Here is a 23,464-nt window from a genome sequence, read left to right as displayed (position 1 = left end):
CGAGAGGCCACTTCACCGGCGGCGCACGACCCTCGCTGCCGCGCTCCACTCGACCGGGCATCGGCCCGTCCGATCACGAGAGGTGGGCCAACGTGACGTCAGGGGACCTCCGGCGCGACCGGGTGAGCGTCCCGGCCGCCCTGAGTACCGGGCTGCTGCTGAACGCCGCCTTCGCCGGCCTGCTGAGCGTGACGCTTCCCCTCTGGCTGGCCGACCGCGGCCACGGAAAGGTCGACATCGCCGCCTTCTTCCTGCTCACGGCGGTCTTCGCGGCGGCACTCAACCTCCTCGTCGGGCGGCGCCCGCGGAACTGGGCCCGCGTGGTGCGGACCGCCGCCGTCGTCTCCGTGGCCGGACTGGCGGCCCTGTCCTACCTGCCGTGGTCCTGGACGGTCTTCCCGGCCGGTGCCGCCACGATGGCGATGAGCCTCGTCTACCCCCAGTACATGGCGGCGGCACAGCAGTTGGCCGGCCCGGCCCCCGAACTGCGCGTGGTGGCGCGTCTGCGCACCCTCTACGTGATCGGTTACGTCGCCGGCCTGGGCCTGTTCAGCGTGGTCAGCGCGCTCGACAGGTACGCGGAGGTGCTGCGGCCGATCAACTGGGCACTGCTGATCGGAGCCGTCATCGCCCTGTTGCCCAGGCCCGCCGCACCGGCCCCCGTCCCGGCTGACGACCAGTCCGCGGAGCAGCCCGGCGAGCGGGAGCCGGCCGAGGAGCAGCGCCCCGGCCCGGCCCGCACCGGCCTGTGGGTGCTCGGCTGCACCGTTGCCGCGATCGTGCTGCTGCGCGCCGCCGACAGCCTGCGCGGCGTCTACCTCCCGCTGTACGTGCTGCACGGCGGCTGGTCCGAGCAGTGGGTGTCGGCCCTGTTCGCCGTCACCGTGGTCGTCGAGATCGCCGTGCTGCGCCCGCTGGGCCGCATGGGAGGCCGCTACCGCGACGGCGCGGTGCTGACCCTGATCGCCGCGGTAGGGGGTGTCTCCTTCCTGCTGGTCGTGATCGGCGGCGGCCGACCCGTGCTGCTGGTCTCCCAGATCGTGTACGCGGTGTTCACGGCCGGCTTCCAGGCCGTCGGCATGACCCTGCTGGGCCGGCTCCTGAAGACCGGCGCCGCCGGTGGCGCCAGCCTCTACACCGCGGCGGTGCAGATCGGTTCGGCGGCCGGCGTGCTGGCGCCGCTGGCCGTCAGCGGCTACTCACCGGCGATCTTCGCCATCGCGGCGGGCTTCTGCGCGGTTTCCTGCCTGCTGCTGGCGCTCGCGCCCCCCGACCGGGCCGGCCGCCGCACCGGCCGAGGGCGCGTTCGGGCCGCCACCGGCACCGCGACCACGTCACGGTGACCGGCCCTCGCCGCTTCACGGCCCGGTGCCGTCCGGCCCGGGCACCCTTCGGAAGAAACGGGCACGCCTACAGATGACGCCGCTTGACCACGACGCCGGCCGGGACAGCTCGGTGCGGGCCCTGCGCGCCGCGATGACCTGGGCCGCAGGCGCCCCCGGAGACCCTCCCGCCCTCGGCTCCGGGCACCTTCCCCGGGTGAGGGAGCTGCTGGACGCCCATCGGCTGGACGCGCGTTTCCTGCGCCGCGTCGACGCGGAGGGGCCGCGGACGTTCGGCGACGACCTGGTCCGCGGCGTGCGGGAACGGCAGGAACGCACCGCGGCGGGCGTCGTCCGGCGCATCGCCCTGGCCCGGCAGGTCGCCGACCGGTTACGGCGTGACGGGGCCGCTCAACCCCTCGTGCTGGTCAAGGGCTTCACCCTGTACGGCCGGACCGGGGACCCGGCCCACCTGCGGCGCAGCGGCGACCTGGACGTCGTGTCCGACGAGCCGCAGCAGTTGGTGGACACACTGGTCCGCGAGGGATTCGTCCCGGAGGGCGAGCTCGACGTCCTGGACGAGTACTGCCGGCTGCGCAGCCCCGACGGCCAGTTGGTCGAGGTGCACTCCCACGTGCGGGTGCCCCGGCTGCCCGACGGCGTTCGGCCGTCCGACTGCGATCCCCGGCTGCACCCCGGCGACTGGCCCCAGCCGTGGCACCTGGAGACGTACCAGCTGGGGCAGAAGCGGCTGGCCGGTCTGCTGGACTCCGGGGACAACGCGGTCGGCCTTCCGCTGCTGCGGCCGGAGCCCGCGTTGCTCGCGCAGGTGTGCCACGCGTTCGGCGACTACGTGACGGCGGTGTTCCCGCTGCCGGCGGCCACCGTACGCCTCGACGAGATCGCGGCCGGTGCCGACTACGCCGCGCTGCCGGACTTCCGCCCCGAGTTGCTGGCGGAACTGACGGAGGAGACCGGAGCCCATGACGCGGTGGCCTTCTTCCGCTCGATGGCGGTGGCCCTGCTGGGCAGCGACCCGCTGGCCGGCGCGGGACTGCCCGGCCGCTGCGAGCCCCGGGAGTTCTTCCCCGTCGACGCCTGGTGGGACGGCGTCGACGGCTACACGATCGACAGGGGCTGGCATCCCGAGCAGCTCGTGGTCCGTGACAGCGCGGCGATCCCGGCACTGCTGGACCGCTTCGACGCGCCGACCGTGGACCTCCTCGCGCCGGGCGACACCCACCGGGTGGCGGCCCCCGGCCAAGGGGCCGCGGGGCGCAGCGTCCACCGCACGGTTCCGGGCCGTGCGTTCGACGTGGAGGCCCGCTTCACCCGCGCGTCCGACGGCGGACTCACCGTGGTCGTCTCCGTCCCCGCGGCAGCCGCGGGAGCGTTCTCGGCCCTCTCGCTGAACTTCGGCGACCACCGCTACGAATGCTTCTACGAACCGGACGGCGACCGGTTCCGCCACGACGACTACTCGCTGGCCGATCCCGGCGGCAACGGCTTCACCTCCCACTTCACGCGCCGCGACGGTCGGGACGTCTTCGAGGCGCGCCTTCCCCGCGCGGCGACGGGCGATCCCGAGGACGGCGTGCTGCCCCTGCTCCTGGGGGCGCGGCACCAGCGCGCGGGCTGGGGCCGCATGCTCGGCGGAGCCGTTCTTCCGCTGCGCCTGCGACTGTCGGAGCGACCGCACCGCGCCCGTGGTTGAGGCGGCCCGGGGCGCCGCTCCCGGCCGCCCGGCGCTGTCCGCGACCGTGCGGGCGGGAGCGGACGGTCCGTCCCCCGGCCCCGGCCGCGGCATCCGGCGACCAGCGATGGAGGGGAAGTTGCTGTGATCATTTCCGTGGTCGGCACCGACGGGGCCGGCAAGTCGACCGTCACCCGCCGGGTCCACGCCCTGCTCGACAGCCCGGAACATCCGGTCCGGAGGGTCGATCGCTGGGACATCGTGGACAACCCGGCTTATCCGGCAGCCAGGTTCATGCGCCCGGATGTCCCGGACACCCGGCTGTGCGTGGCGGAGATGCCCACCACGTCGCGGTTCCTCTTCCTGATGTGGTCGATCGGTCTGGCCCTGACCGGGAACACAGCGGTGCCCGACGGGCAGCCCGTCCTGCTGGACGGCTACTGGATGAAGCACGCCGCGAGCGAGACGGTGTACGGCCTCGACCGCGCGTGGACGGAGAGCGTGACGGCCGGGCTGCCCCGGTCCGACCTGGTGTTCTACCTGCGGCTCGACCCGGCCGTGGCCTGGCGGCGCAAGTGCGGGCGGGACGTCGTCCCGTACGAGTGCGGGATGGACCCGGACTGCTCGGAGCGAAGCTTCCTCTCCCACCAGCAGGCGATCCTCAAGGTGCTCGACTCCTGGGCCGACCGGGACGGCTGGACGGTGATCGATGCCGCGGCACCGCCGGACGCGGTGGTGGCCGCCGTCGCCGACGGGATCAGGGCGGCCGTTCCGGCCCTGCGGGACCCCGCGGTCGGCGGGCCGCGGGGGCGGTGACCCACGGCCCGGTGAGCGGTGGGCGGCGCCCGGGTGCGCGCCGGGCCCGACGCGTCCCCGCCGGCCCGGTCCCCGCCGGCACGTCCCCGCCGGCGCGGACCGGGCCGGCCGTCCCAGGAACGACCAGACCAGACCGAGCGGAAGAAAGCAGGACGTGCCCTCATGAACGGCTCCCCCCTGGCAGGAACGGGCCCCTCGCCCTTGGCACCGCACACCTGGCGCGAGCACGCGGACGGCTCGCTCGGCAGGCACGGACGCGCCCTGCTGTTCGACCTCGACGGCACGCTGGTCGACTCGGCGGCGGCCATCGAACGCCACACCCGGGCCTGGGCCGCGCGCTGCCACCTCGACGGCGACCACGTGCTGGAACTGTCCCACGGGCGCCGGGACACCGATCTCGTCGCCCTGCTGGCCCCCACCCGCCGCCACGACGAGGAACTGGCCTGGCTGCACGACGTCTCCTGCCGTGACACGTGGGGCATCGGACCGATCCCCGGCGCCGCGGCCCTGCTCGCCCGGCTGGCCCCCGAGGACTGGGCGGTGGTCACGTCCGGCGCACGCGAGGTGGCCCTGGCCCGACTGGCGGCGGCGGGACTGCCGGTACCCCGGGTCCTGGTCACCGCCGAGGACGTGGTCGAGGGGAAACCGGCCCCCGAGGGCTATCTGCTCGCGGCCCACCGGCTCGGGGTGCCACCCGCCCAGTGCCTCGCCTTCGAGGACGCGGACGTGGGAGTGGCCGCCGCACGGGCCGCGGGGGTGGCCGTGGTGCGGGTCGGCGGCACGGGCGACCCCGGCGTCACCGACCTGCGCGCGGTATCGGTCGTTCCGGAGACCGACCGCACGGGACGACGGCTCGCCGTGCGGGTGGACAACCGGCGGGTACGACCCAGGCCCTGACGGACGCTCAGGTCGGACGGAGCCGAGCGGCACGGACACCCGCCGGCGGTCCGTGCCCGCCGCGCGACGGGCGGCTCCCGGTATCCGGCGAGGACCACCAGGACCTCCGGGGCGAGTGGGGACGGCCGTCTCCGCCACGCCCGAAGGCCCCTCCTCGATCGACTGCCGACGGCCGCACGTCACCGGCGTGACGGCCGAATGCGGCTGCGCGGGCGGAGCGGGCCTCGGAACCCGCCCGGCTCCGAGGCCGTCCGGTCACCCGCGCGCCGAGGGACGGCCGACACCGCCCTCGGCACACCCGGCGGCCTCGGCCGCGCCCTCGGCCGGGAGTCGCGCGGGATCCGGCTCCGGCCCCACCGACCGGCGGCCGTCCCACCGCCACCGGCCCGGCCCTCACTGCGCCGGCCCCGTCCTGAGGGCCTCAGGAGGAGGGAGGCGGCTCGGTGCCGAGGCCGTGGACGGTGGCCAGGTCGGCGAGCCCGGAGACGGTCAGGACCGGCGCCAGGAGGGGCGTGGCGATCAGCTCCAAGCGGTTGGCGTGGGCGAACAGCACGCTCAGTCCGGCGCTGTCGAGGTAGTCGACCGCCGTCAGGTCCAGCACCAGCGGCCCGGTGGTCGCGTCCAGGGCGTCGGCGAGGGAGTCGACGTTGCTCATGTCGATCTCACCGGCGACGGCGAGGTGGGAGGTCCCGTCGGGGCGCCGGCCGGGGGTGAGGGTGAGGGGGGTGGTCATCAGGCGATCCTTGTGTGCATGTCGACGATGGTGCCGATGGGACCGGGGGTGATGGTGACCTGCTGCATCAAGGAGCGCATCAGGGTCACTCCGCGTCCGCGGTGGGCGTTGAGCTCGGGCTGCGGGGTCTTCCACCGGCCGGTGTCGGTGACGGTGAGGTGCAGCCCGTGGACGAACGCTTCGGCGCGCAGGCGCACGGTGTCGCCGGGGGCGTCGCGGTGGCCGTGCTCGATGGCGTTGGCACACGCCTCTCCCGCGGCGACCAAGACGTTCTGGACCGTGTGCGGGGGCAGCTCGCACTGGTCCAGCCAGCTCCGCAGGGCCTTGCGGACCGGGGCCAGCTGGGAGGACTCGGCCGGGAAGGACACCTCCAGGGGCGCCGGGTGGCGGTACAGGAGCAGGGCGACGTCGTCGTCGTAGCCGTCGGCGGGGGCGAGGCGGGTCATGACGTGGGTGGCCAGGTCGTCCACGGCGATGTCGCGACCGTCCTGGACGGCTTCGCTGGCCTGGTCGATGCCCGCCGTCAACGGGCGGCGGCGGCGTTCCACCAGTCCGTCGGTGTACAGCAGGAGGGTGCCGCGCGCCGGCATGACGCACTCGGCCTCGGGGCGCGTCCTGCCGGGGCGGACCGCGAGGGGGATGGAGCGCCCGTCCTCCAGCAGTCGGGTGGTGCCGTCGGGGTGGGTGAGGATGCCCGGTGGGTGCCCGGCGCTCGAGTACGTCAGGCGGCCGGTGTCCGGGTCGAGCACGCCGCAGAACACGGTGGTGCACAGGGCGCCGGGGATGGTCGCGGCGAAGTGGTCGAGGGCCATGAGCGCCTGGGCGGGGCTGGCGTCCTGCAGCAGCAGGGCGCGGCAGGCGCTGCGCAGCTGTCCCATGACCGAGGCGGCCTCCAGGCCGCGGCCGACGCAGTCGCCGACGACGATGCCGATGCGGCCGTCGGGCAGGGTGACCGTGTCGTACCAGTCGCCGCCGACTTCCAGCGGCTGGGTAGCCGGCTCGTAGCGGACGGCGAATCCGTCGGGCAGGTGGGACGGGCCGAGGATGGCGCGCTGCAGCGCGATGGCGGTTTCGCGCTGCTGGTCGATCTGGTGCGCACGGGTCAGGCCCTGCGCGAGGTGGCCGGCCAGGAGGGACAGGAGGAGCTGGTCCTGCTCGCTGAACGGCCTGTGCTCCCCCAGGTCGATCCAGATGACCATCGGGCCGCTGGGGTGTTCGACGGCGATCCCCGCCCCCGTGTGGTCGGGGTGGGGGGTGAGTAGGGGACGCCGGCGGATGTCGGTGATCGTCCGGCGGTGCTCCTGGGGCAGCTCGTGCCAGGCCGAGCCGTCGGTGGCGGTCAGGGTCGGTTCGTCGCCGCCCTCGAAGACGGCGGCGAGCACGTTCCGGGCGCGCCACAGGTCCTTCAGCTCGTGCAGGGCCCCGGAGAGCGCGTCGGGGAGGCTCGGGGCCCGCGACAGGCTGGTGCTCAGGGAGGCCAGGGCGCTCTCGCGCTGGATGGCGTAGTGCTCGGCGGTGACGTCGCGGAAGGTGCCGACGGTGACGCGGCGCCCCGAATCGGGGTCCTGCGCGTGAGCGAAGCTGGCGGTCACCCACAGTCGATGGCCGTCGCGGTGGGTGACGGGGATGGTGTACGAGCCCTGGGGGGCGCCCAGGAGCAGGTCGAACGCCTCCCCGACCTGCCGGTGCGCCTCGGGGTCCGTCTCGGCGTCCGGCCACCAGGGGTGGACCGGCTCGTAGGGCAGGGATTCGGGGCCGTAGCCGAGGATGTCGGTGAACGCGGCGTTGATCTCGATGACGGCGCCCTCCTCGTCACAGACGAAGAACGCCTCTTGGAGGGAGTCCACCAGTGCGGTGCGCCAGCGGGCGTGGTGGGTGCGCAGTCGGGCCAGCTTCACGTTGACCTCGACCCGGGCGAGGAGCTCGGCGGCCGCGAACGGCTTGACCAGGTAGTCGTCGGCACCGGCCTGGAGCCCCTCGATGGAGGCCTCCTGCCCGGCCCGGGCGGACAGGAGCAGCACGGGCAGCGAGGCGGTACGGGCGTCGTCGCGCAACGCGGCAACCAGTTGCAGACCGTCCAGGCGGGGCATCATGACGTCGCTGACGAGCAGGTCGGGGGCTTCCCGACGGACGGCCTCCAGCGCTTCCTGCCCGTCGGTGACCGCTTGGACCTGGTAGCCGGCGCCGGTCAGGAGGCGGGTGAGGTACTCGCGCATGTCGGCGTTGTCGTCGGCGACCAGTACGCGCGCCGGGGCGACGGAACCGGCGGCGCGGAGCGGCGCCTTGCCCTCCGCCGGCATCTGCGCCGGCGCGTCCGCCGCGGTGTCGGAGGGCAGCCAGCGCAGGGCTTCTTGCAGATAGGGGTCCGCGGTGGCGGAGGCGGCGGAGGGGCCGGAGGCGGGGGCGAGGGAGTCGGCGGGCAGGTGGCCGGTGCCGAAGGGCAGGCGGATGGTGAAGCAGGTGCCCTCGCCCTCGGTGGACCGGGCGGTGATGGTGCCCCCGTGCAGGCCGACCAGCTCCTGGACGAGCGCCAGGCCGATGCCGCTTCCCTCGTTGGAGCGGGAGCGGGCGTTCTCGATGCGGTGGAACCGCTCGAACAGCCTCGGCAGCTCCGCCTCCGGGACGCCGATCCCGGTGTCCGCGACGGTGACCACCGCCCGGCCGCCCTCTTCGCGCACGGTGACGCTGATGGAGCCGTCGAAGGTGAACTTCAGCGCGTTGCTCAGGAGGTTGAGGACCACCTTCTCCCACATGTCGCGGTCGATGTGGACGGGCCGCCGCAGCGGGGCGCAGTCGACGTGGAAGTCGAGGCCGGCCTTGTCGACGGCGGAGCGGAACACGCTGGCCAGCTCTCCCGTGACCACGGCCAGGTCGACGGGTTCGTAGCTGGCCCGCATCCGGCCGGCCTCGATGCGCGAGAAGTCCAGCAGGGTGTTGACGAGCTTGCTCAGACGCAGCCCGTTGCGGTGGATGGTGTCCAGTTCCTGCCGGGCCCGTTCGTCGTCGGCCAGCCGGGTCCGCAGTTCCTGCACCGGTCCCATGATCAGTGTGAGGGGGGTGCGGAACTCGTGGCTGATGTTGGAGAAGAACGTGGTCTTGGCCCGGTCGAGTTCGGCGAGTTCCTCCGCGCGCCGCTGCTGGCTCTGGTAGCTGCGGGCGCTGCCGATGCCCGAGGCGAGGTGCCCGGCGATCAGCTCGACGAAGCCGCGGTAGCCCTCGTCCAGGGCCCGGTAGCGGTTGAGGGCGGCCACCAGGAAGCCGAAGGGCGCGTTGCCCTGCTGCAGGAGCGGCACGACCAGTGCCTGCGTGGGCGGCTGCTCCCAGCTTCCCGTCGGCAGGTCGGTGAACGGGGTGTCCTGGAGGGGTATCAGCGCCGACTCGCCGCGGGCCGGGGCCGCCGCGGGCCACGGGGCGTCCGGGTCGTCGACGCGCACGGCGTCCACGGCGGCCGGGTGGTCGGCGGGGAGCCCGGTGGTGGCCGCGAGCCGGGCCGAGCCCTCCTCCCCGTACAGGTAGGTGAGGGTGAAGGGAAGGTCCCGCTGGTTCGCGGTGAGCTGCTGACCGGCGAAGTCCAGCACTTCCTGTTCGGTGCGGATGACGCTGGGGTCGGAGCCCAGGTCGCGCAGGGTCGCCATCCGGCGCTCGCCGATGACGCGCTCGGTGTCCTCGCTGACCACGCACAGCATGCCGACCACGGAACCGGCGTCGTCGCGCAGCGGGCTGTAGGAGAAGGTGTGGTAGCTCTCCTCGGTGTAGCCGGAGCGCTCCAGGAAGAGCAGCAGCGCCTCGTCCCACGTCGCTTTCCCGCTGGTGAGGACGGTGTCGATGCGCGGGCCGATGTCACCCCAGATCTCGGCCCACACCTCGCTGGCGGGACGGCCCAGCGCCCAGGGGTACTTGCGGCCCAGGGTGTCGCGGCGGTAGGCGTCGTTGCAGAAGAACGTCAGCTCCGGTCCCCAGGCCATCCACATCGGGAACCGGGAGGACAGCAGGATGCTCACCGCGGTCCGCAGGCTCTGCGGCCAGCTTTCCGGCGGCCCCAGCGGCGTCGCCGCCCAGTCCACCGCGGCCAGGTCCCGGCCGACTTCACGGTCGGCCTCGAACACCTCGGCTCCGGCTGCCGACAGCCCGTGCCCAGCCTCTTCCGAGCGCGCCACGCGCCACCCTCCTGTCCGTTTCGGTCACTGCCCCGTCGTCCCACCGCCCACAACAACCGACCGCAGTGCACGGGTGGTGCACCCTCGTGGCCCCGGCGCGGTGGAGCCCCCGCCCCCGCGGTCCCGGTGTCACCGCTCCGCCACCTGGTGCGACTTCGTAGGATAGGCGAGCGGACCGGCTGTCCATCCACCGCATAGGAGTCGAACGGTGACCGAGGTAGAACGCACTCTGGCTATCACACAGCAGCCCGGGACCAGCGGGTCAGTCCTGCTGCGCGTGGAGGGGGAGCTGGACCACCACACCGCCGGCCAGCTCCGCGAAGCCTTCGCGTCCGTTCCCTTCGGCACGAGCAGGGGCGTGGTCGTGGACCTGTCGGGCCTGGAGTACTGCGACTCCACCGGTCTCACCGTGCTCATCACCGCCTACCACCGAGCGACGAGCGCGGGCTCCACGCTGAGCATCGTCGGCTTGAAGCCCGGTCTGGAGCGGGTCTTCCGGATCGCGGGGATCGACCAGGTCATCTCCCTGTACCCCACCCTCGACCACGCCCTCGACCGCTTGTGACGGTGAAGCCGGACGGCACGGTCGCCCCGGATCGCAGGGCCCGGAAGGACACGAGGACGCACCGGGTGTCGAGTAAATGCCGCCACCGAAAGGTGCCGTCGAGGGGGGATCCGGCCCGTCGGCGTCCACGACGTCGGCGAAGGCTGTGAGGGGCGCGTACGCGCACGGGGACCTCCCCGAGCGGGACATCGGGTACGGGGACCATCTGTGCCTGCCGTTCACCGACGACACCGAACAGCGTGACCTCCTCACCACCTGGATCATTTACTCCTACGACACCCGGGTACTGCCCCGGGACGTGGTCGTCGATGCGCGCCGCACCCACCCCGAACCGGCCGTCCGCCGGAAAGCCGAGACGCCGATCGTCCTCACGGAAGGCGGGCCAGAACCTGCGAACGAGCAGCGGGTGCCCACCGCTTCGGCGGGCGTCGGCGCGGGGCGCCGTTCGTTTTCCGGCCCGGCCGGTCGGTCGTGACCGGGTTGCTCGGTTCCCCCGGTGTCACCGGACGTGGGCCAGCAAGGTGCGCAGGACGGTCTCGGTGTGCGTCCAGAGCAACGATCCCCCGGCGGCGGGAAGGAGGTGCCGGGTCGCCTTCGGAATCAACCGGGCGAGGGATTCGCCCCGGTCCGGGGAGTGGACCGGGCTGGTGTCCTGCTGTCCGTACCAGAGGTCGACCGGGACGGCGATGTCGGCCGGGTCGAACGGCCAGCGGCCCATCGCCAGGACCGTGTCGCGGGCGTAGCCGCTCGGGCCCTGGCTGAAGGCCTCGGCCATCGCGCTCCGGAAGGCGCGCTGGAAGGCCGGGTCGGTGTAGACCGTGCGGTCCGGCTCGGAGCTCGTGGTGACGATCAGGTCCCACAGCGTGTCGGCGCTGCCGAAGCCGGCGAAGGACGCCTCGGCAGCGCCGGGGTCGGCCGCGACGGCGTCCACCATGTTCTTCACCTGCGGGTCCAGCGAACGGGCGAAGCGAGGATGGGCGAGTTCGTCACTGCCGGACACCACTGCCACCGCGTCCACCAGGCCGTTCGCCGCCAGGGCGAGGGCGAACGGCGCGCCCTGGGAGAACCCCACCGCCGACGGCGCGCGCAGAGCCCGCTCGTGGATGAGGTGCCGGATGTCGGCGGCCCAGTCGGACAGGGTCCGGCCGGGAGCAGGATCGGAGGTGCCGAGGCCGGGCCGGTCCACGCTGATGAGCCGGACACCTGCCGCGTCGACGACGTCGCCGCCGAAACCGAGCCGCCTGCTGGTGGCCGCCCCCGGGCACACCAGCACCGGGGTGCCGTCGGCCGGCCCCCATTCCGCCCAGCCCAGGGATCGACCGTCCGGCAGTCGGATCTGTCCGAGCCGCGCCGGCTCCCGCACGCCGTAGTCCATGATCCGTATCATCCCTTGCCGCCACCCCGCGCACCAACCTCCACCCCCCTGGGCGTCATCCGGCCGTTCCGGCTCTACTGCCCGACGAGACCGGGCTGGAGCGCCTTGGTGAACAGCACGGTGCCGTCCTGCTCGCGCAGCCGGACCGTCAGTTCCGCGGTGTCGCCGTCGATGTCGACCTCGCCGAAGAACTGGTAGCCCTCCGCAGGGGAGACGTTCGCCCGGGTGGGCGCCTTCACGAAGACCCGTTCCGGGCCGAAGGTGCCGTCGAGCGCGTTCGCCGGGAAGGCACCGGCGTTCAGCGGGCCCGACACGAACTCCCAGAACGGCTCGAAGTCGGTGAACGCGGCCCGCGACGGCTGGTAGTGCTGCGCGGAGGTGTAGTGCACGTCGGCCGTCAGCCAGACCGTGCCGGTGATCCGGCGGTGCTTGACGAACCGCAGCAGCTCCGCGATCTGCAGCTCACGGCCGAGCGGGGCGCCCGGGTCGCCCTGCGCCACCGCCTCGATGTTCGGCTTGCCGTCCCCGCCGTCGGGCACGACCAGGCCGAGCGGCATGTCGGAGGCGATCACCTTCCACACCGCGCGCGACCGGGACAGCTCCTTCTTCAGCCACTCCAGCTGTTCCCTGCCGAGGATGCCCTGCGGGTCGCTGCTCTGGCCGCCCGGGGAGTTCGCGTTGCGGTGGGTCCGCATGTCGAGCACGAAGACGTCCAGCAGCGGACCGTGGCGCTGCACCCGGTGGACGCGGCCGCCGGGGCGGCGCAGCGTGGAGATCGGGAAGTACTCCGAGAACGCCTGCCGGGCCCGCGCGGCGAGCACGTCGACGTTCTTCTCCGTGTAGCGGCTGTCGGCGAGGATCTCGCCCGGATACCAGTTGTTGGTGACCTCGTGGTCGTCCCACTGGATGATCGAGGGCACGCGGGCGTTGAACGCGCGCAGGTTGTGGTCCAGCAGGTTGTAGCGGAAGTTGCCGCGGAACTCGGCCAGGGTCTCGGCGACCTTGGACTTCTCCTCGGTGGTGACGTTCCGCCAGGTCCGGCCGTCGGGCAGGGCCACGGTCTCGGTGATCGGGCCGTCGGCGTAGACGTTGTCGCCGGAGCACAGGAAGAAGTCCGGGTCCAGGGCGGCCATCGTGTCGTAGATGCGGTAGCCGCCGAGGTCCGGGTTGATGCCCCAGCCCTGTCCGGCCAGGTCGCCCGACCAGACGAACCGCACCCCGTCACGGCGGCGGACGGACGCCGTGCGGAAGGTGCCGGTGACCGGCTCGCCGGTGCGGCGCAGGTCGTCCGGGTCGGCCAGCAGCACCCGGTAGTGGATCTGCTCGCCGGGCGGCAGTCCGCGCAGCCGGGTGGTGCCGGTGAAGTCGGTGTCCGCGCCCAGCAGCGGGCCGTGCCACCTGCGCGGGTTGCGGAACGACTCGGTCGCGGACGTCTCAACGATCATCCGGGCCGGCCGGTCCGAGCGCACCCACACCAGCCCGGAGTCCGTCGTCACATCGCCGGTCTGCACCCCCCAGCCGGCCCGCGGTCGCCCCGACAGGGCCAGCGCGGGCGCCGCGCCGAGACCGGCGGGCAACGTCAGGGCGGCGGACGCGGCGAGCGAGCCGCGCAGCACGGTACGGCGGTCGGGGAGCGAACGATGTGCCATGGAAGGGTCTCCAGACGGGATCCGGCCAGTGTGTGCAGCCACACCTACTGGTGCGCCGAGGCGCGCGCGGAAACAGCGAGTGAACAACTGGCCGCTCGCGGAGCGAACGCGGCTCGCCCGGCCTTTCCGGCTCGCCGTACGGGCGTCGGCGGCGCTGCCGGTACCGCTACTGGACGGGGCTGTTCGTCAGGCCGGTCGGACAGGCCGTGTGCCACGCCCGGGCAACACGGCGCGCCGGGGCCGGCCGGACGGCGCCGGGGCCGGGGAGCCGAGCGGGGTGGCGTCGCCGGGCCGGTCGCCGTGCCTTCTCCTCTTCCGACCTCAAGGCGCCGCCGTCCGCCGGGGCGTGAAGCACCGGCTGCGCGGCGGGGAGCCGCCGGCGGCAGCGGTCAGGCGACGAGGCCGAGCCGCGGACCGCCCCGGTCGCGCAGTCGTCTGAAGAAGGCCAGCACGCCCGCGGAACCGCCGGCCCAGGTGGCGCTCGACCCGGCGAGACCGGTGTCCGGGAACACGGGCCGGGACCAGGTGCCGCCGCTGCGGCTCAGGATGAGCAGGGCCACGGTCTCGGCCGCGTCCCGGAACTCCTCGGACGCGGACGCCTCCGCGACGTCCACCATCAGGTCGCCCACCCCGGCCAGTCCGCAGCACTGCGTGACCAGCGGCATCCGCGGCGCCAGGGCGGCGCAGGCGCGCGCGGCCCGCTGGGCGAGGTCGAGGTACCCGGGCTCGTCGAGGCGTTCGGCGGCCCGGACGAGTACGGTCCCGATGCCGGCCAGGCCCCGGCACCACGAGCCGTAGCGGCGTGTCGCCCCCGGCTCGGCAGCCGCCGCGATGATGTCCGGGGTCACGGCGGCCAGGCGCGCGACGGCCTTCTCTGAGCGGCTGATCGCGTCCGGGTCCCCGGTCTCGCCGCCGTATTCGAGCAGGAAGCAGGCGACGCCCGCCCCGCCGTGCGCGATGCCCTCGCGGAGTGCGGCGCTGCCGGCCGTGTCCGAACCGGTCGGGGCCAGTCGGGCGGTGCCCGACGCCAGCATCCGGTCGCAGTCGGCGGCGACGGCGAGGTGCCGGTCCGCGGCGTGCCGGTGACCGGACCGGAGGGCGTGTCGGGCGAGCAGCAGCCGGCCGAGGCCGATTCCGGCGGCGCCCGCGATCAGATCCGCCTCCGGCGGTCCGCCGTCCGGTGCCCGGTCCGGCAGGACGGGGTGCCCGGACCGCGCGTCCGTCCCCGGGACCGCTTCCACGCCCGCTTCCGCGAGGAAGAGTTCGACGCCGGTGCGCCCCGTGTAGAGACCGGCCGGCAGGTTCCTGGATTGTTCCGCCGTCCACCGCGCCAACGCGGTGACGGCCGGACGCACGTGGGGCCGGTGCGCGTGGTGGAGGAGTTCCAGTCCGAGTCCCGAACTGCCGCCGTAGACGTCGATCGAGGTGGGGACGTTCAGCCGCGCCGCCCGTACCGGGTCCACGATCGCGTGCGCTTCGCCGAGGCAGAACGCGGTCGTGTGCTCGATGACCTCGTCCAGCAGGTCGCTGTCGATCCGGGGGCGCGCGGGTCGGCGCGGGGGCCGGCGCGCGATGCCGGCCGTGCCGGTGCGCAGGCGGTCGGCGGCGGCGGTCCGTACGGCCGGGTCGAAGCTCAGGAGGCCGGTGATCGACGACCGGACCTCCCGGTGGGCGCGCCCGGGCAGCGCCCATGCCAGGCAGGCCAGGGTCCGGTCCCGGTTGACCCGGTGGTCGGGGTCGACGATCACCGGGTCCATGCCGGTGGCGGCGAAGAAGAGGGTCGCGCCGAGGGCGTAGTGGTCGTCGGCGGGGGCGGCCGGTCCGGTCGTGTGCAGAACCGGCTCGCTGTATCCGGGGGTCGCCCCTCCCGGGCCGGCGCCGTTCCACTCGCTGATCCCGAAGTCGATCACGTGGCAGTGGCCGGGGCCGGAGTCGTCGAGCACGACGTTGTCGGGTTTGAGGTCGCGGACGACCACGTTCCGGCCGTGGATCGCGTCCAGGACGCACAGGAGCCGGGAGGCGAGGACGGACAGGGCGCGCGCCGGCCGGGTGCCGTCGTCCCGGTAGGGGCCGTTGCGCAGGACCTCCCTGCGCAGGTCCCGGTCGCCGCAACTGCTCGTCACCAGGTACTCGTCCGACTGGTGGGCGAAGTAGTCCAGTGCGCGGGGCACGCCCGTGACGCCGTCGAGCGCGGTGAGGACCGCGCGCTCGTTGCGCAGCCGGTGGCGGGCGTCCGTACCGGATTCGTCCTCCCCCACGAAGGCCCTCGCCTGTTTGACCACCACCGGCCGCCCGAGAGCGCGGTCGACCGCGCGGTAGACGTTGCCCCGGGGGGTGCGCGCGATGCCGGCGGTGACCGTGTAGCGCCCGCCGCCGAGGCCGGGCGCGGACGGCTCGTCACCGTGTGCGGAGCCGCCCGCGAAGGGGTCCTCGGCCCAGGGCGGGCACCGGTAGCGACCGACGGCCAGGCCGTCGAAGATCCGGCCGTCCGGCCCGGTCATGACGGATTCGAGCCGCCCGCTCCGGCCGGTCCGGTAGTCGCCCGTGAAGGGGCCGTAGCGGTAGTAGACCGGGGCCCTCGGGTCGACCCGCCGGTCACTGACGACCCGCGGGCCCTCCCGGTCGCGCAGTACGGCGACGAGTTCCCGGGCGACCCGGACCGCGGTGCCGGCCAGGGGGTAGACGGTGATCGCCTTTCCGACGGCTCCGGCGCTCACCACCCCGGAGTTGAGGCGGCGCAGCGTCTCCGGGTCACGGGCGAACTTCGCGTGGCAGACGTGCCGGGACAGCACCGGCAGGACGAGCCGGGTCACGGCGTCGAGGTCGCCGGGGCGCGCCGAGACGTGCAGTTTCCAGCCGTGTTCCATCGCCGGCATCCGCGGATCGTTCAAGTACGACCACGTGTCGTCGGACCAACCGCTGCGGCCGGCGATGGAAACCGCCACCGCTACGAGTTCAGGTCACAGGCGAAGCGGGTGGTGGCGGTCACCCAGGGGTCGGCGAGACACGCCGTGTGCTCGCGGTCGCCGCGGTCGTCGTCCTCGAACACGATCGCCTCGTCGTCGATCTCCAGTGGACCCGCGTCGCGGAATCCGTCGGCTTCCAGAAGATCCGGCACGGCTACGGGCATGTGACGCCTCCATGGTTTGTCCTGCGCCGAGGAGCAGGAAATGGCCGGCGCGGGCCGGTGGACCCGCTGGACCAAGGACTCGCTGCACAAAGGTAGGGAGGGGTGGGGCTACTGACAAGGGGTCAGCGGCGGACCGGTGGAGACCATCCGTCCCGGGGACCGCGTCCTGCTCGGGGCCGGCGAGGAGCACCGGCACGGCGCCGCCCCCAACCGGCTGATGGTCCACCTGGCCATCAACGAGGGCGATCACGACCACGACGTCGTGCACTGGCTGGACCCCGTCACCGACGAGGAGTACGCCGCCGCCCCGGCCACGCGCTGAACCCGGCGCCGGGCCGCCACACCCCCGGGCGGCCGTCCCCGGACCGCCGCGTCCGCGGTGCGGCGGCCCGTCCGGATCCGCGCCGGGCGAGGAGGCCGGGTGAGGAGGCCGAGCCCGTGCCTCACGCTCCTGGCGCCAAGGCACGGCGCCGGCGCGCGCACCATCGTGAGGAGAGCGGCCCGTGCCTCACGCCCTCCTTCGTACCGTCGTCCTCGGCCGTCTCACCGGCCACCGGGACACCGGGCCCCTCGTGACCGCCGACCGGGTACGCGTCGAAGCCGCCCTCCGACACCGGCACACCGGGCAGGAAGAAGAACCGACGTGGACATCGCCTACGACTTCCGCGGCAGGACCGCGTTCGTCACCGGAGCCGCCTCCGGCGTCGCCGACGAGCCCTTCGGCCGCCTCGGCAAGCCCGAGGAGATCGCCTCCGCCGTGCTGTGGCCGTGCTCCGACGACGCCGCCTTCACCACCGGCGCCGCCCTCGTCGTCGACGGCGGCCAGACCACCTGACCTCACCAGGCCCCGTACGAGGAGTACGGCCGTCGTGGTCGATGGACGCCCCGCCGGGGCGGTGGAGCAGCGTGGAACTCCTGAACCGTTCGGTAACGTGTTCGCCCGGGGAGGGCGCGTACGGCTGCCGCCGGGCGACAACGGCCACAGCCGTGGACACGTCCCATGACCGCGGACATCGGCACGGCCTCCGGCTCCCCGGCCTCGAAGGACGGATCACGAGACGGAACGGGGGAACACCGATGACGACCGCTCACGCTTCGCCCGGAGCAGGGAGCAGCCCGTCGCCGAAGAGCGACAGGGTCATCGACGTACGGGATCTGCGGATGCGCTACCGCAGCCAGGACGTACTGAAGGGGGTGGGGTTCACGGCCCGGCGGGGCGAGGTGGTCGTGCTGCTCGGCCCGAACGGCGCGGGCAAGACGACCACGATCGAGGTCCTGGAAGGCTTCCGGATGCGCTCGGCCGGTGACGTGACCGTCCTCGGCGTCGATCCGGCGCGCGGGGACGAGCGGTGGCGTGCGCGCTTGGGCATCGTGTTGCAGTCGTGGCGCGACCACGGCAAGTGGCGGGTGCGGGAACTGCTGGCACACCTGGGGTCCTACTACGCGCCGTACTCCACCGCCCTCGTACGGCGGCCGTGGGACGTCGACGAGCTCATCGCCGCGGTGGGGCTGACCGAGCAGGCGGACAAGCGGGTCGGGACGCTGTCGGGCGGGCAGCGCAGGCGTTTCGACGTGGCCGTCGGCATCGTGGGCAGACCCGAGCTGCTGTTCCTGGACGAGCCGACGGCCGGTCTGGATCCGGAGGCCAGGAACGAGTTCCACGGCCTGGTGCGTGGGCTCGCGGACGAGAACACCACCGTTTTGATGACCACGCACGACCTCGCCGAGGCGGAGAAGCTCGCTGACCGGATCCTCGTTCTGGCCGGCGGCCGGATCGTGGCCGATGGCACGGCCGAAGAGCTGTCGCGGCAGGTCTCGGCCGAGGCCACCGTGCGCTGGACCCGGGACGGGCGGCGTTTCGAGCAGGCGACGGCCGAACCCACCCGGTTCGTCCGTCGGCTGTTCGAGGAGCACGGCGAGGCGATCGGCGGGCTGGAGGTGCGCCGGGCGAGCCTGGAGGACACCTACCTGGCGATGGTGAGGGAGTGGGAAGCGGGGAGTGTCCCCGGCGAGCGGGCGGCACACGTTTTCGGGGAGGGGGCGCGATGAGCCCGGTGTGGTACGCGGCGGGGGCAGGGGTACGGCGTGGCTGGACGGAACTCCGGCAGACTTTCACCACCGGCCAGGACGTGTTCGGGTACGTGCTCTGGACGGTCCTGCTCATGGTGCCGCTGTTCCTGGCCGGGGACGATCCGCTGGCGGGTGCGGGCATCTCGACCGGCGCGTTCATGCTGCCGAGCATGCTGGGGATGACGCTCGCGTTCACCGGGGTGATGACCACGGCGCAGCTGCTGGCGACCGAGCGGGAGGACGGCACGCTGCTGCGGGCGAAGGCCGTGCCCCACGGCATGATCGGCTACCTGACCGGCAAGATCATCATGGTGTCGGGTACGGCTCTCGTCTCCATGGCCCTCCCCTTCGCCCTGGGCGTGTTCATGGTCGACGGAGTCGCCCGACAGGGCGGTGGGGCGTTGCTGACGCTGGTGTGGGTGGTGCCGCTGGGCCTCCTGGCGACCCTGCCGATGGGCGCGGTCATCGGCTCGCTCGTCAACAGTCCGCGCGCCGTCGGGTTGATGATGCTGCCGGTGATGGGACTCATCGTGGTCTCCGGAATCTACTTCCCCCTGTCGGAGCTGCCCGGGTGGCTGCAGACCGTCGGGCAGGTCTTCCCCATGTACTGGCTCGGCCTCGGTCTTCGGGCCGCGTTGCTGCCGGCCGAGGCGGTCGCCGCCGAGATCGGCGGATCCTGGCGGTACCTGGAGACGGTGGGCGTGCTGGGCGCATGGGCAGTCGCCGGGTTGCTCCTCGCACCGGCCGTCCTGCGCAGGATGGCCCGCCGCGAGTCCGGGGCCGCGATGGCGGAACGGCGCCAGAAGGCGATGCAGCGGGTCGGTTAGCGAGGTGCCGGGGCGTCGGCCCGGTTCGTGACCGGGCAGTGCCGGGCTGGGACGTCGGCCCGGGTCGTGACCGGGCCGGGGCGTCCCGGCCTCGGCGCGGGCCCGCCCTCCTGCGGACACGCGTATGTCCTCGACGCTGAGCGGCCGGGGGTCGTCGGAGTCGTGGGCGCCGGCGTTGTGCCGGCGCGAGTGGCCGGGCGGGCCCCGGGTCTGCGCGGGATGGCTGCGGGCCCTGTTGAGCCGCGTGCTGAGCGCACGAGTTCGGCAGGGCCCGCAGTGGCAGGTGCGGCACGCGGCATCGGGAAGCGGGGCTGCCGGTCGGACGGTTCGACGGGGGCGGCGGGGGTGCCGACGGGCCGCGGAGGGGCAGGGGCTCCGGGGCGTGGCAGCGCCCGGGGTCCCGTGCTGCGGCCCGGTGGGGCCCCTGGCCAGGTGGGCTCTTCATCCGGTCCGGGAGCCACCGTCGATTGTCAGTGGTGGGTGAGACGGTAGGAGCATCGAATCGGAACGAGGGGGAGCTGTCATGTCCGGGAGCCAGAACTACATCAATCACGTCGCCCTTGTGCTGGATGCCAGTTCGTCCATGTCGCACCTGAGCCGCAAGGTCGTCGAGGTCGCCGACCAGCAGATCGCCTATCTCGCCCGCCGGTCGAGGGAGTTGGACCAGGAGACCCGTGTCACGGTGTACGTCTTCGCGGACGAGGTGCAGTGCGTCATCTACGACAAGGACGTGCTGCGGATGCCGTCGCTGAAGCAGTTGTACCGGGTCGGTGGAATGACGGCTCTGCTGGCGGCCGCGCTGAAGTCGCAGCGGGAACTGGCGCAGACGGCCCAGTTGTACGGCGACCACAGCTTCCTGACGTTCATACTCACCGACGGGCAGGAGAACGCGAGCCACCGCTGCCCGGGCGCCCCTACCAGGGATCCGCGTGAACTGGTGGGGGCCGTGGCCGAGATGATCGAGACGCAGGAGGACAACTGGACGCTGGCCGTCCTGGTGCCGGACCAGGTGGGCAAGCGCGAGGCCATGCGGTGCGGTTTCCCGAAGGACAACATCGCCATCTGGGACGCCACGAGCTCCCAGGGCCTGGAGGAGGCCGGGCAGGTCATCCAGCAGGCCACCGAGAAGTTCATGGTGGGCCGCACCCAGGGCATCCGGGGATCGCGGACGGTGTTCTCCACGGGTGCGGAGGCGGTCAACGAGGACACCATCAAGGCCGCCGGCCTCACCCCGGTGGACCCGTCGCGGTACCAATTGGTCCCGGTGGCCCGTGACGCGGCGATCCGGGACTGGGTCGTCGAATGCGGGCACACCTACCGTACCGGGTGCGCGTTCTACCAGCTGAGCAAGTCGGAGAAGGTCCAGGCGCGGAAGCAGATCGCGGTGCTGGAGAAGAAGACGGACCGGGTGTACACGGGACCCGAGGCCCGGGCCCTGCTCGGTCTGCCGGACGTGGAAGTCCGTGTCAAGCCGGATCACAACGACGACTTCACGATTTTCGTGCAGAGCACCAGTGTGAACCGGAAGCTCGTCGCGAACACACGTCTGCTGTTGATGAACTGACGCCTCGGGAACCCTGTCGGGTCCCGGAGACCTCGACGTACCGGCACCTCGCCGGCAACAGAGCCAGTGGGGGCGGGCGCGGATGCGGACGCGGCAGTGCGGGGCAGCGCGGGGCAATCGTCGGTAGTGGGGTGGTGGGCCGGTGCGCGGGTGGCGGACCGGCCCGGCCGGGTCGTCAACACGCGCCATGAGAGCGTCTGGATCGGTGACACCAAGGGCGGGGTCGAGTGCGTGCGGCCCGGGACGGTCGTCGACAAGTGGTTGGGGACGCTCGAAACCGTGCGGATCGACGACTCGGTGGAGTGCAGGCTCATCTGATCCCGGCTCGGGTGCGACCGGCGACGCAGGTGCCTTCCGCCGCCCGCCGCTTTCGACTCGTAGCCGCGCCCGGTCCGTAGCCGCCGCCCGGTCTTGGAGGTGATGTGAGGTCAGGTCCGCCGCGTGCCCGGCCGGCTGCGGGCCGAAGGCCGGAGCCGGAGTGCCGGGCGGGCAGCCCGACCACGGCCCTTCAACCGCTCGGGAATCAACGCCGCTCCCGGTGACGGCGGTGCCCGGACGGCGGCACGGCCCGCCCGCCCGCGCCCGGTTGCGTTTCGTGGGAGGACCGAGAGAAACACCCTGGCATCCACCGGGGTGCCAGGGTGCGGGAAAAGGGTGCCTCCGTCGCCGCGGCGTCCGGTCGCCCGGGGGTCCTCAGACCCGGCGCCACCGGGCCGAGGCGAAGGAGAACAGTCCGAAGAGCGCCATCCCCGCGGCGACGAGCACCAGCAGCCCCGGGCCCGCCGGGGTTTCGGCGAACGAGCGCAGCGCGTCGTCCAGGCCCTTGGCCTCGTCCGGCTCGTACGTCAGCGCGGCGCGCGTGACGAAGACGCCGACGGCCGCGAACACGGCGCCGCGCGCCACACCCCCGCCGACCCCGGTCACGTCGGTGAACCGCCGTTCCCAGCGGGACATCGTGGCGAGTTCCAGGTGCTTGCGGTACTTCCGCAGCGCGGCCCGTCCGGCCATCCACACACCCGCCACGACGATGCCCGCCCCGACCAGGCCCACGATCCACTGGCCGCCGGGCAGTTCGAGCGCCCGCGCGGTGACGTCCTTGGACTGCCGGTCGCCCGACCCGCTGCCGCTGCCGCTCTCACCGGCGGCGAACGCCAGGACCGAGTAGGCGACGAACGCGTAGAAGACGCAGCGGGCCGCCGACATCAATCGCTTGCCCGGCTTGCGCCCGCCGGCGCCGGCCGCGCCGAACACCGCCTCCGAAAGCCGCCACAGGGCCATTCCGACCAGCCCCAGGCCGACCGCCCACAGCAGGACCGATCCCATGGGCTGGGTCGACAGTTCGGCAAGCGCGCCGCCGCGGTCCGCCTGGCCGCCTCCCTCACCGAACGCGATCCGCAGGGCGATCAATCCGATGAGTACGTACAGCACGCCCCTGGCCGCCAGGCCGCACCGCGCCGCCACACCGAGAGCCGAGCTGTTCGCCGCGCCCCGCGCCACCGCGCGAGGTGACAAGGACGTCCCGCGTACCGCGCTCATGTCAACCTCCCCCATCTCACCGACTTGCCCTGCGTCGGTTGCCCCCTGTCGCCCCGGGGAAACACGGCCACCGACCGTAAGCACACGCCGGCCCCCCGGCACCGCGGCGTATCAGCCGGACCGCCCGGGCCCGGCGGGCGGGACCGGTCCTGGGGCGACTGCCCCGTCATCGCTGGGCGTGCCGATCGGGGCCGGGACGGACGGCAGCGCGGCGCCGGTGCGCCTTCGCCGGCACCGCGGTCCGCAGTACAGGAAGTCCGCGCGTCCGGCCGTAGTGGGCCGGTCGCGGGCGCCACAGGGACGCCCGCATCCGGAAGGAGGCCCGGGGCGGGAGAGCGGGAGATCAGCACCCAGCGGCCCTCCCCGCGCCACAGGGGCCGGGACTCCCCCGCACCTCATCTGACTCGGCGGTCGCGACAGCCGCCGCACGCACGGCTTTCCGCTCGCGCCGGCGGCCTCCACCGCCGACCGCTACCGTGCTGGAGTTGCCTTGCCCTGCCCGGTGCTCCGGCTCCGCGGACCGGTCAAGTGATCACTGTCGAGCGGGTTCCGGACTGCCCGCAGGCCGATCCCGGTCCATCCCCCGGGTCCGGGGCTCGGGCACGGGCGGCGCTCCCGGGTCGGGCGGCCTCCCCGGTCACTCCTCCCCGGAGAACCGTTCCCAGGCCGACTGGCGGGTGATGCCGAGCGCCTCACCGATCCTGGCCCAGGTCACGCCGCGTCGCCGCAACTCCGTGACCCACATGCGCAGATCGGCCTCGACCTGATCGGCGACGGTCGCGACGCGGGGCAGCCGCTCCAGCATCTCCGCGTCGGTCAGTTCGCCCCACATCGGCATCCGCAGCTCGATCGGGCCCGGGCGGTACTCGGCCACGATCGAGGCGGCCAGGTCCACACACTCGTTGCAGATGTTCACCCCCGGACCGGCGATCAGCTTGGCCAACTCCGCCTCGGGCTTACCGCAGAACGAGCACGCCCGGCCGTCGCGTTCCAGCATCTCCGCGGGCATGGCGCCCCCTCCTCCGACCCCAACCTGCCTGTCAGGCTGATCCTGACAGGCAGCGTACGGACGTCAGGGCCACCCTGACAACCCTCGACACCCCGGCGCCACGCCGGGCGACGGGCCCGGA

At 73.3% G+C, this 23,464-nt stretch carries 20 protein-coding genes; 12 read left to right on the top strand and 8 right to left on the bottom strand.

Features of this window, described 5'->3' with window-relative positions:
• Window positions 1-92: 92 nt before the first annotated feature.
• The 4 genes from AC07D6_RS26550 to AC07D6_RS26535 all read left to right on the top strand — a co-directional run bounded on the left by AC07D6_RS26550 (window position 93) and on the right by AC07D6_RS26535 (window position 4,728).
• Entirely contained in the window at window positions 93-1,343 is a 1,251-nt protein-coding gene (locus AC07D6_RS26550) for an MFS transporter (protein ID WP_479048392.1), read from the top strand.
• Between the two features lie 73 nt (window positions 1,344-1,416).
• Complete coding sequence (locus tag AC07D6_RS26545) at window positions 1,417-3,036, top strand: nucleotidyltransferase family protein (protein ID WP_479048389.1); 1,620 nt, start codon at window positions 1,417-1,419, stop codon at window positions 3,034-3,036.
• 123 nt (window positions 3,037-3,159) lie between these two features.
• On the top strand, window positions 3,160-3,831 hold the full coding sequence (locus AC07D6_RS26540; protein WP_315877502.1) for a thymidylate kinase: 672 nt from the start codon (window positions 3,160-3,162) through the stop codon (window positions 3,829-3,831).
• A gap of 162 nt (window positions 3,832-3,993) precedes the next feature.
• Window positions 3,994-4,728, top strand: a complete 735-nt coding sequence (locus tag AC07D6_RS26535; protein ID WP_479048386.1) for an HAD-IA family hydrolase — start codon at window positions 3,994-3,996, stop codon at window positions 4,726-4,728.
• A 421-nt stretch (window positions 4,729-5,149) separates the two neighbouring features.
• On the opposite strand, the gene AC07D6_RS26530 is transcribed toward AC07D6_RS26535, so the two are convergent.
• Both AC07D6_RS26530 and AC07D6_RS26525 read right to left on the bottom strand, forming a co-directional pair.
• Window positions 5,150-5,461, bottom strand: coding sequence for an STAS domain-containing protein (locus AC07D6_RS26530; protein ID WP_315877504.1), 312 nt, complete (start codon window positions 5,459-5,461; stop codon window positions 5,150-5,152).
• Complete coding sequence (locus AC07D6_RS26525) at window positions 5,461-9,618, bottom strand: SpoIIE family protein phosphatase (RefSeq protein WP_479048383.1); 4,158 nt, start codon at window positions 9,616-9,618, stop codon at window positions 5,461-5,463. The genes AC07D6_RS26530 and AC07D6_RS26525 overlap by 1 nt, the downstream gene beginning before the upstream one ends.
• 208 nt (window positions 9,619-9,826) lie before the next feature.
• Here AC07D6_RS26525 and AC07D6_RS26520 point away from each other — a divergent pair, with 208 nt between their 5' ends.
• Together AC07D6_RS26520 and AC07D6_RS26515 are read left to right on the top strand one after the other, a co-directional pair.
• Window positions 9,827-10,183, top strand: a complete 357-nt coding sequence (locus AC07D6_RS26520) for an STAS domain-containing protein (RefSeq protein ID WP_479048381.1) — start codon at window positions 9,827-9,829, stop codon at window positions 10,181-10,183.
• Window positions 10,184-10,259: 76 nt separating this feature from the next.
• Entirely contained in the window at window positions 10,260-10,658 is a 399-nt protein-coding gene (locus AC07D6_RS26515) for a hypothetical protein (protein ID WP_479048379.1), read from the top strand.
• Window positions 10,659-10,682: 24 nt separating this feature from the next.
• Here AC07D6_RS26515 and AC07D6_RS26510 read toward each other — a convergent pair whose 3' ends face one another.
• From AC07D6_RS26510 to AC07D6_RS26495, 4 genes are all read right to left on the bottom strand, one after another.
• On the bottom strand, window positions 10,683-11,558 hold the full coding sequence (locus AC07D6_RS26510; protein ID WP_479048377.1) for an alpha/beta fold hydrolase: 876 nt from the start codon (window positions 11,556-11,558) through the stop codon (window positions 10,683-10,685).
• A 74-nt stretch (window positions 11,559-11,632) separates the two neighbouring features.
• On the bottom strand, window positions 11,633-13,207 hold the full coding sequence (locus AC07D6_RS26505; RefSeq protein WP_479048374.1) for an alkaline phosphatase D family protein: 1,575 nt from the start codon (window positions 13,205-13,207) through the stop codon (window positions 11,633-11,635).
• Window positions 13,208-13,596: 389 nt separating this feature from the next.
• On the bottom strand, window positions 13,597-16,152 hold the full coding sequence (gene lanL, locus AC07D6_RS26500) for a class IV lanthionine synthetase LanL (protein ID WP_479048371.1): 2,556 nt from the start codon (window positions 16,150-16,152) through the stop codon (window positions 13,597-13,599).
• A gap of 2 nt (window positions 16,153-16,154) precedes the next feature.
• Window positions 16,155-16,337 (bottom strand): SflA family class IV lanthipeptide, encoded by a 183-nt coding sequence (locus tag AC07D6_RS26495; protein WP_315877511.1) that lies wholly within the window; start codon window positions 16,335-16,337, stop codon window positions 16,155-16,157.
• A 136-nt stretch (window positions 16,338-16,473) separates the two neighbouring features.
• Between AC07D6_RS26495 and AC07D6_RS26490 the strand changes: the two genes are divergently transcribed.
• The 6 genes from AC07D6_RS26490 (at window position 16,474) to AC07D6_RS26465 (ending at window position 21,116) form a co-directional block, all read left to right on the top strand.
• Window positions 16,474-16,659 (top strand): cupin domain-containing protein, encoded by a 186-nt coding sequence (locus tag AC07D6_RS26490; protein ID WP_479048368.1) that lies wholly within the window; start codon window positions 16,474-16,476, stop codon window positions 16,657-16,659.
• 321 nt (window positions 16,660-16,980) lie between these two features.
• Complete coding sequence (locus tag AC07D6_RS26485) at window positions 16,981-17,172, top strand: SDR family oxidoreductase (protein ID WP_479048365.1); 192 nt, start codon at window positions 16,981-16,983, stop codon at window positions 17,170-17,172.
• A 242-nt stretch (window positions 17,173-17,414) separates the two neighbouring features.
• The gene (locus tag AC07D6_RS26480) at window positions 17,415-18,386 is read left to right on the top strand and encodes an ABC transporter ATP-binding protein (protein ID WP_479048362.1); all 972 of its coding nucleotides are present in this window, start codon (window positions 17,415-17,417) and stop codon (window positions 18,384-18,386) included.
• Complete coding sequence (locus AC07D6_RS26475; RefSeq protein WP_479048361.1) at window positions 18,383-19,234, top strand: ABC transporter permease; 852 nt, start codon at window positions 18,383-18,385, stop codon at window positions 19,232-19,234. The genes AC07D6_RS26480 and AC07D6_RS26475 overlap by 4 nt, the downstream gene beginning before the upstream one ends.
• Window positions 19,235-19,757: 523 nt before the next feature.
• The gene (locus AC07D6_RS26470) at window positions 19,758-20,798 is read left to right on the top strand and encodes a vWA domain-containing protein (RefSeq protein ID WP_479048359.1); all 1,041 of its coding nucleotides are present in this window, start codon (window positions 19,758-19,760) and stop codon (window positions 20,796-20,798) included.
• A 150-nt stretch (window positions 20,799-20,948) separates the two neighbouring features.
• The gene (locus AC07D6_RS26465) at window positions 20,949-21,116 is read left to right on the top strand and encodes a hypothetical protein (RefSeq protein WP_479048358.1); all 168 of its coding nucleotides are present in this window, start codon (window positions 20,949-20,951) and stop codon (window positions 21,114-21,116) included.
• 375 nt (window positions 21,117-21,491) lie between these two features.
• Here AC07D6_RS26465 and AC07D6_RS26460 read toward each other — a convergent pair whose 3' ends face one another.
• Both AC07D6_RS26460 and AC07D6_RS26455 read right to left on the bottom strand, forming a co-directional pair.
• Window positions 21,492-22,334 (bottom strand): DUF1206 domain-containing protein, encoded by an 843-nt coding sequence (locus tag AC07D6_RS26460; protein ID WP_315877518.1) that lies wholly within the window; start codon window positions 22,332-22,334, stop codon window positions 21,492-21,494.
• Window positions 22,335-22,971: 637 nt separating this feature from the next.
• Window positions 22,972-23,343 (bottom strand): ClpX C4-type zinc finger protein, encoded by a 372-nt coding sequence (locus tag AC07D6_RS26455; RefSeq protein WP_479048357.1) that lies wholly within the window; start codon window positions 23,341-23,343, stop codon window positions 22,972-22,974.
• Window positions 23,344-23,464 lie beyond the last annotated feature (121 nt).

The organism is Streptomyces sp. NPDC045287 (assembly GCF_056432325.1).
The sequence above is the reverse complement of the archived record's forward strand: the minus strand, read 5'-3'. Positions and strand labels throughout refer to the sequence as shown.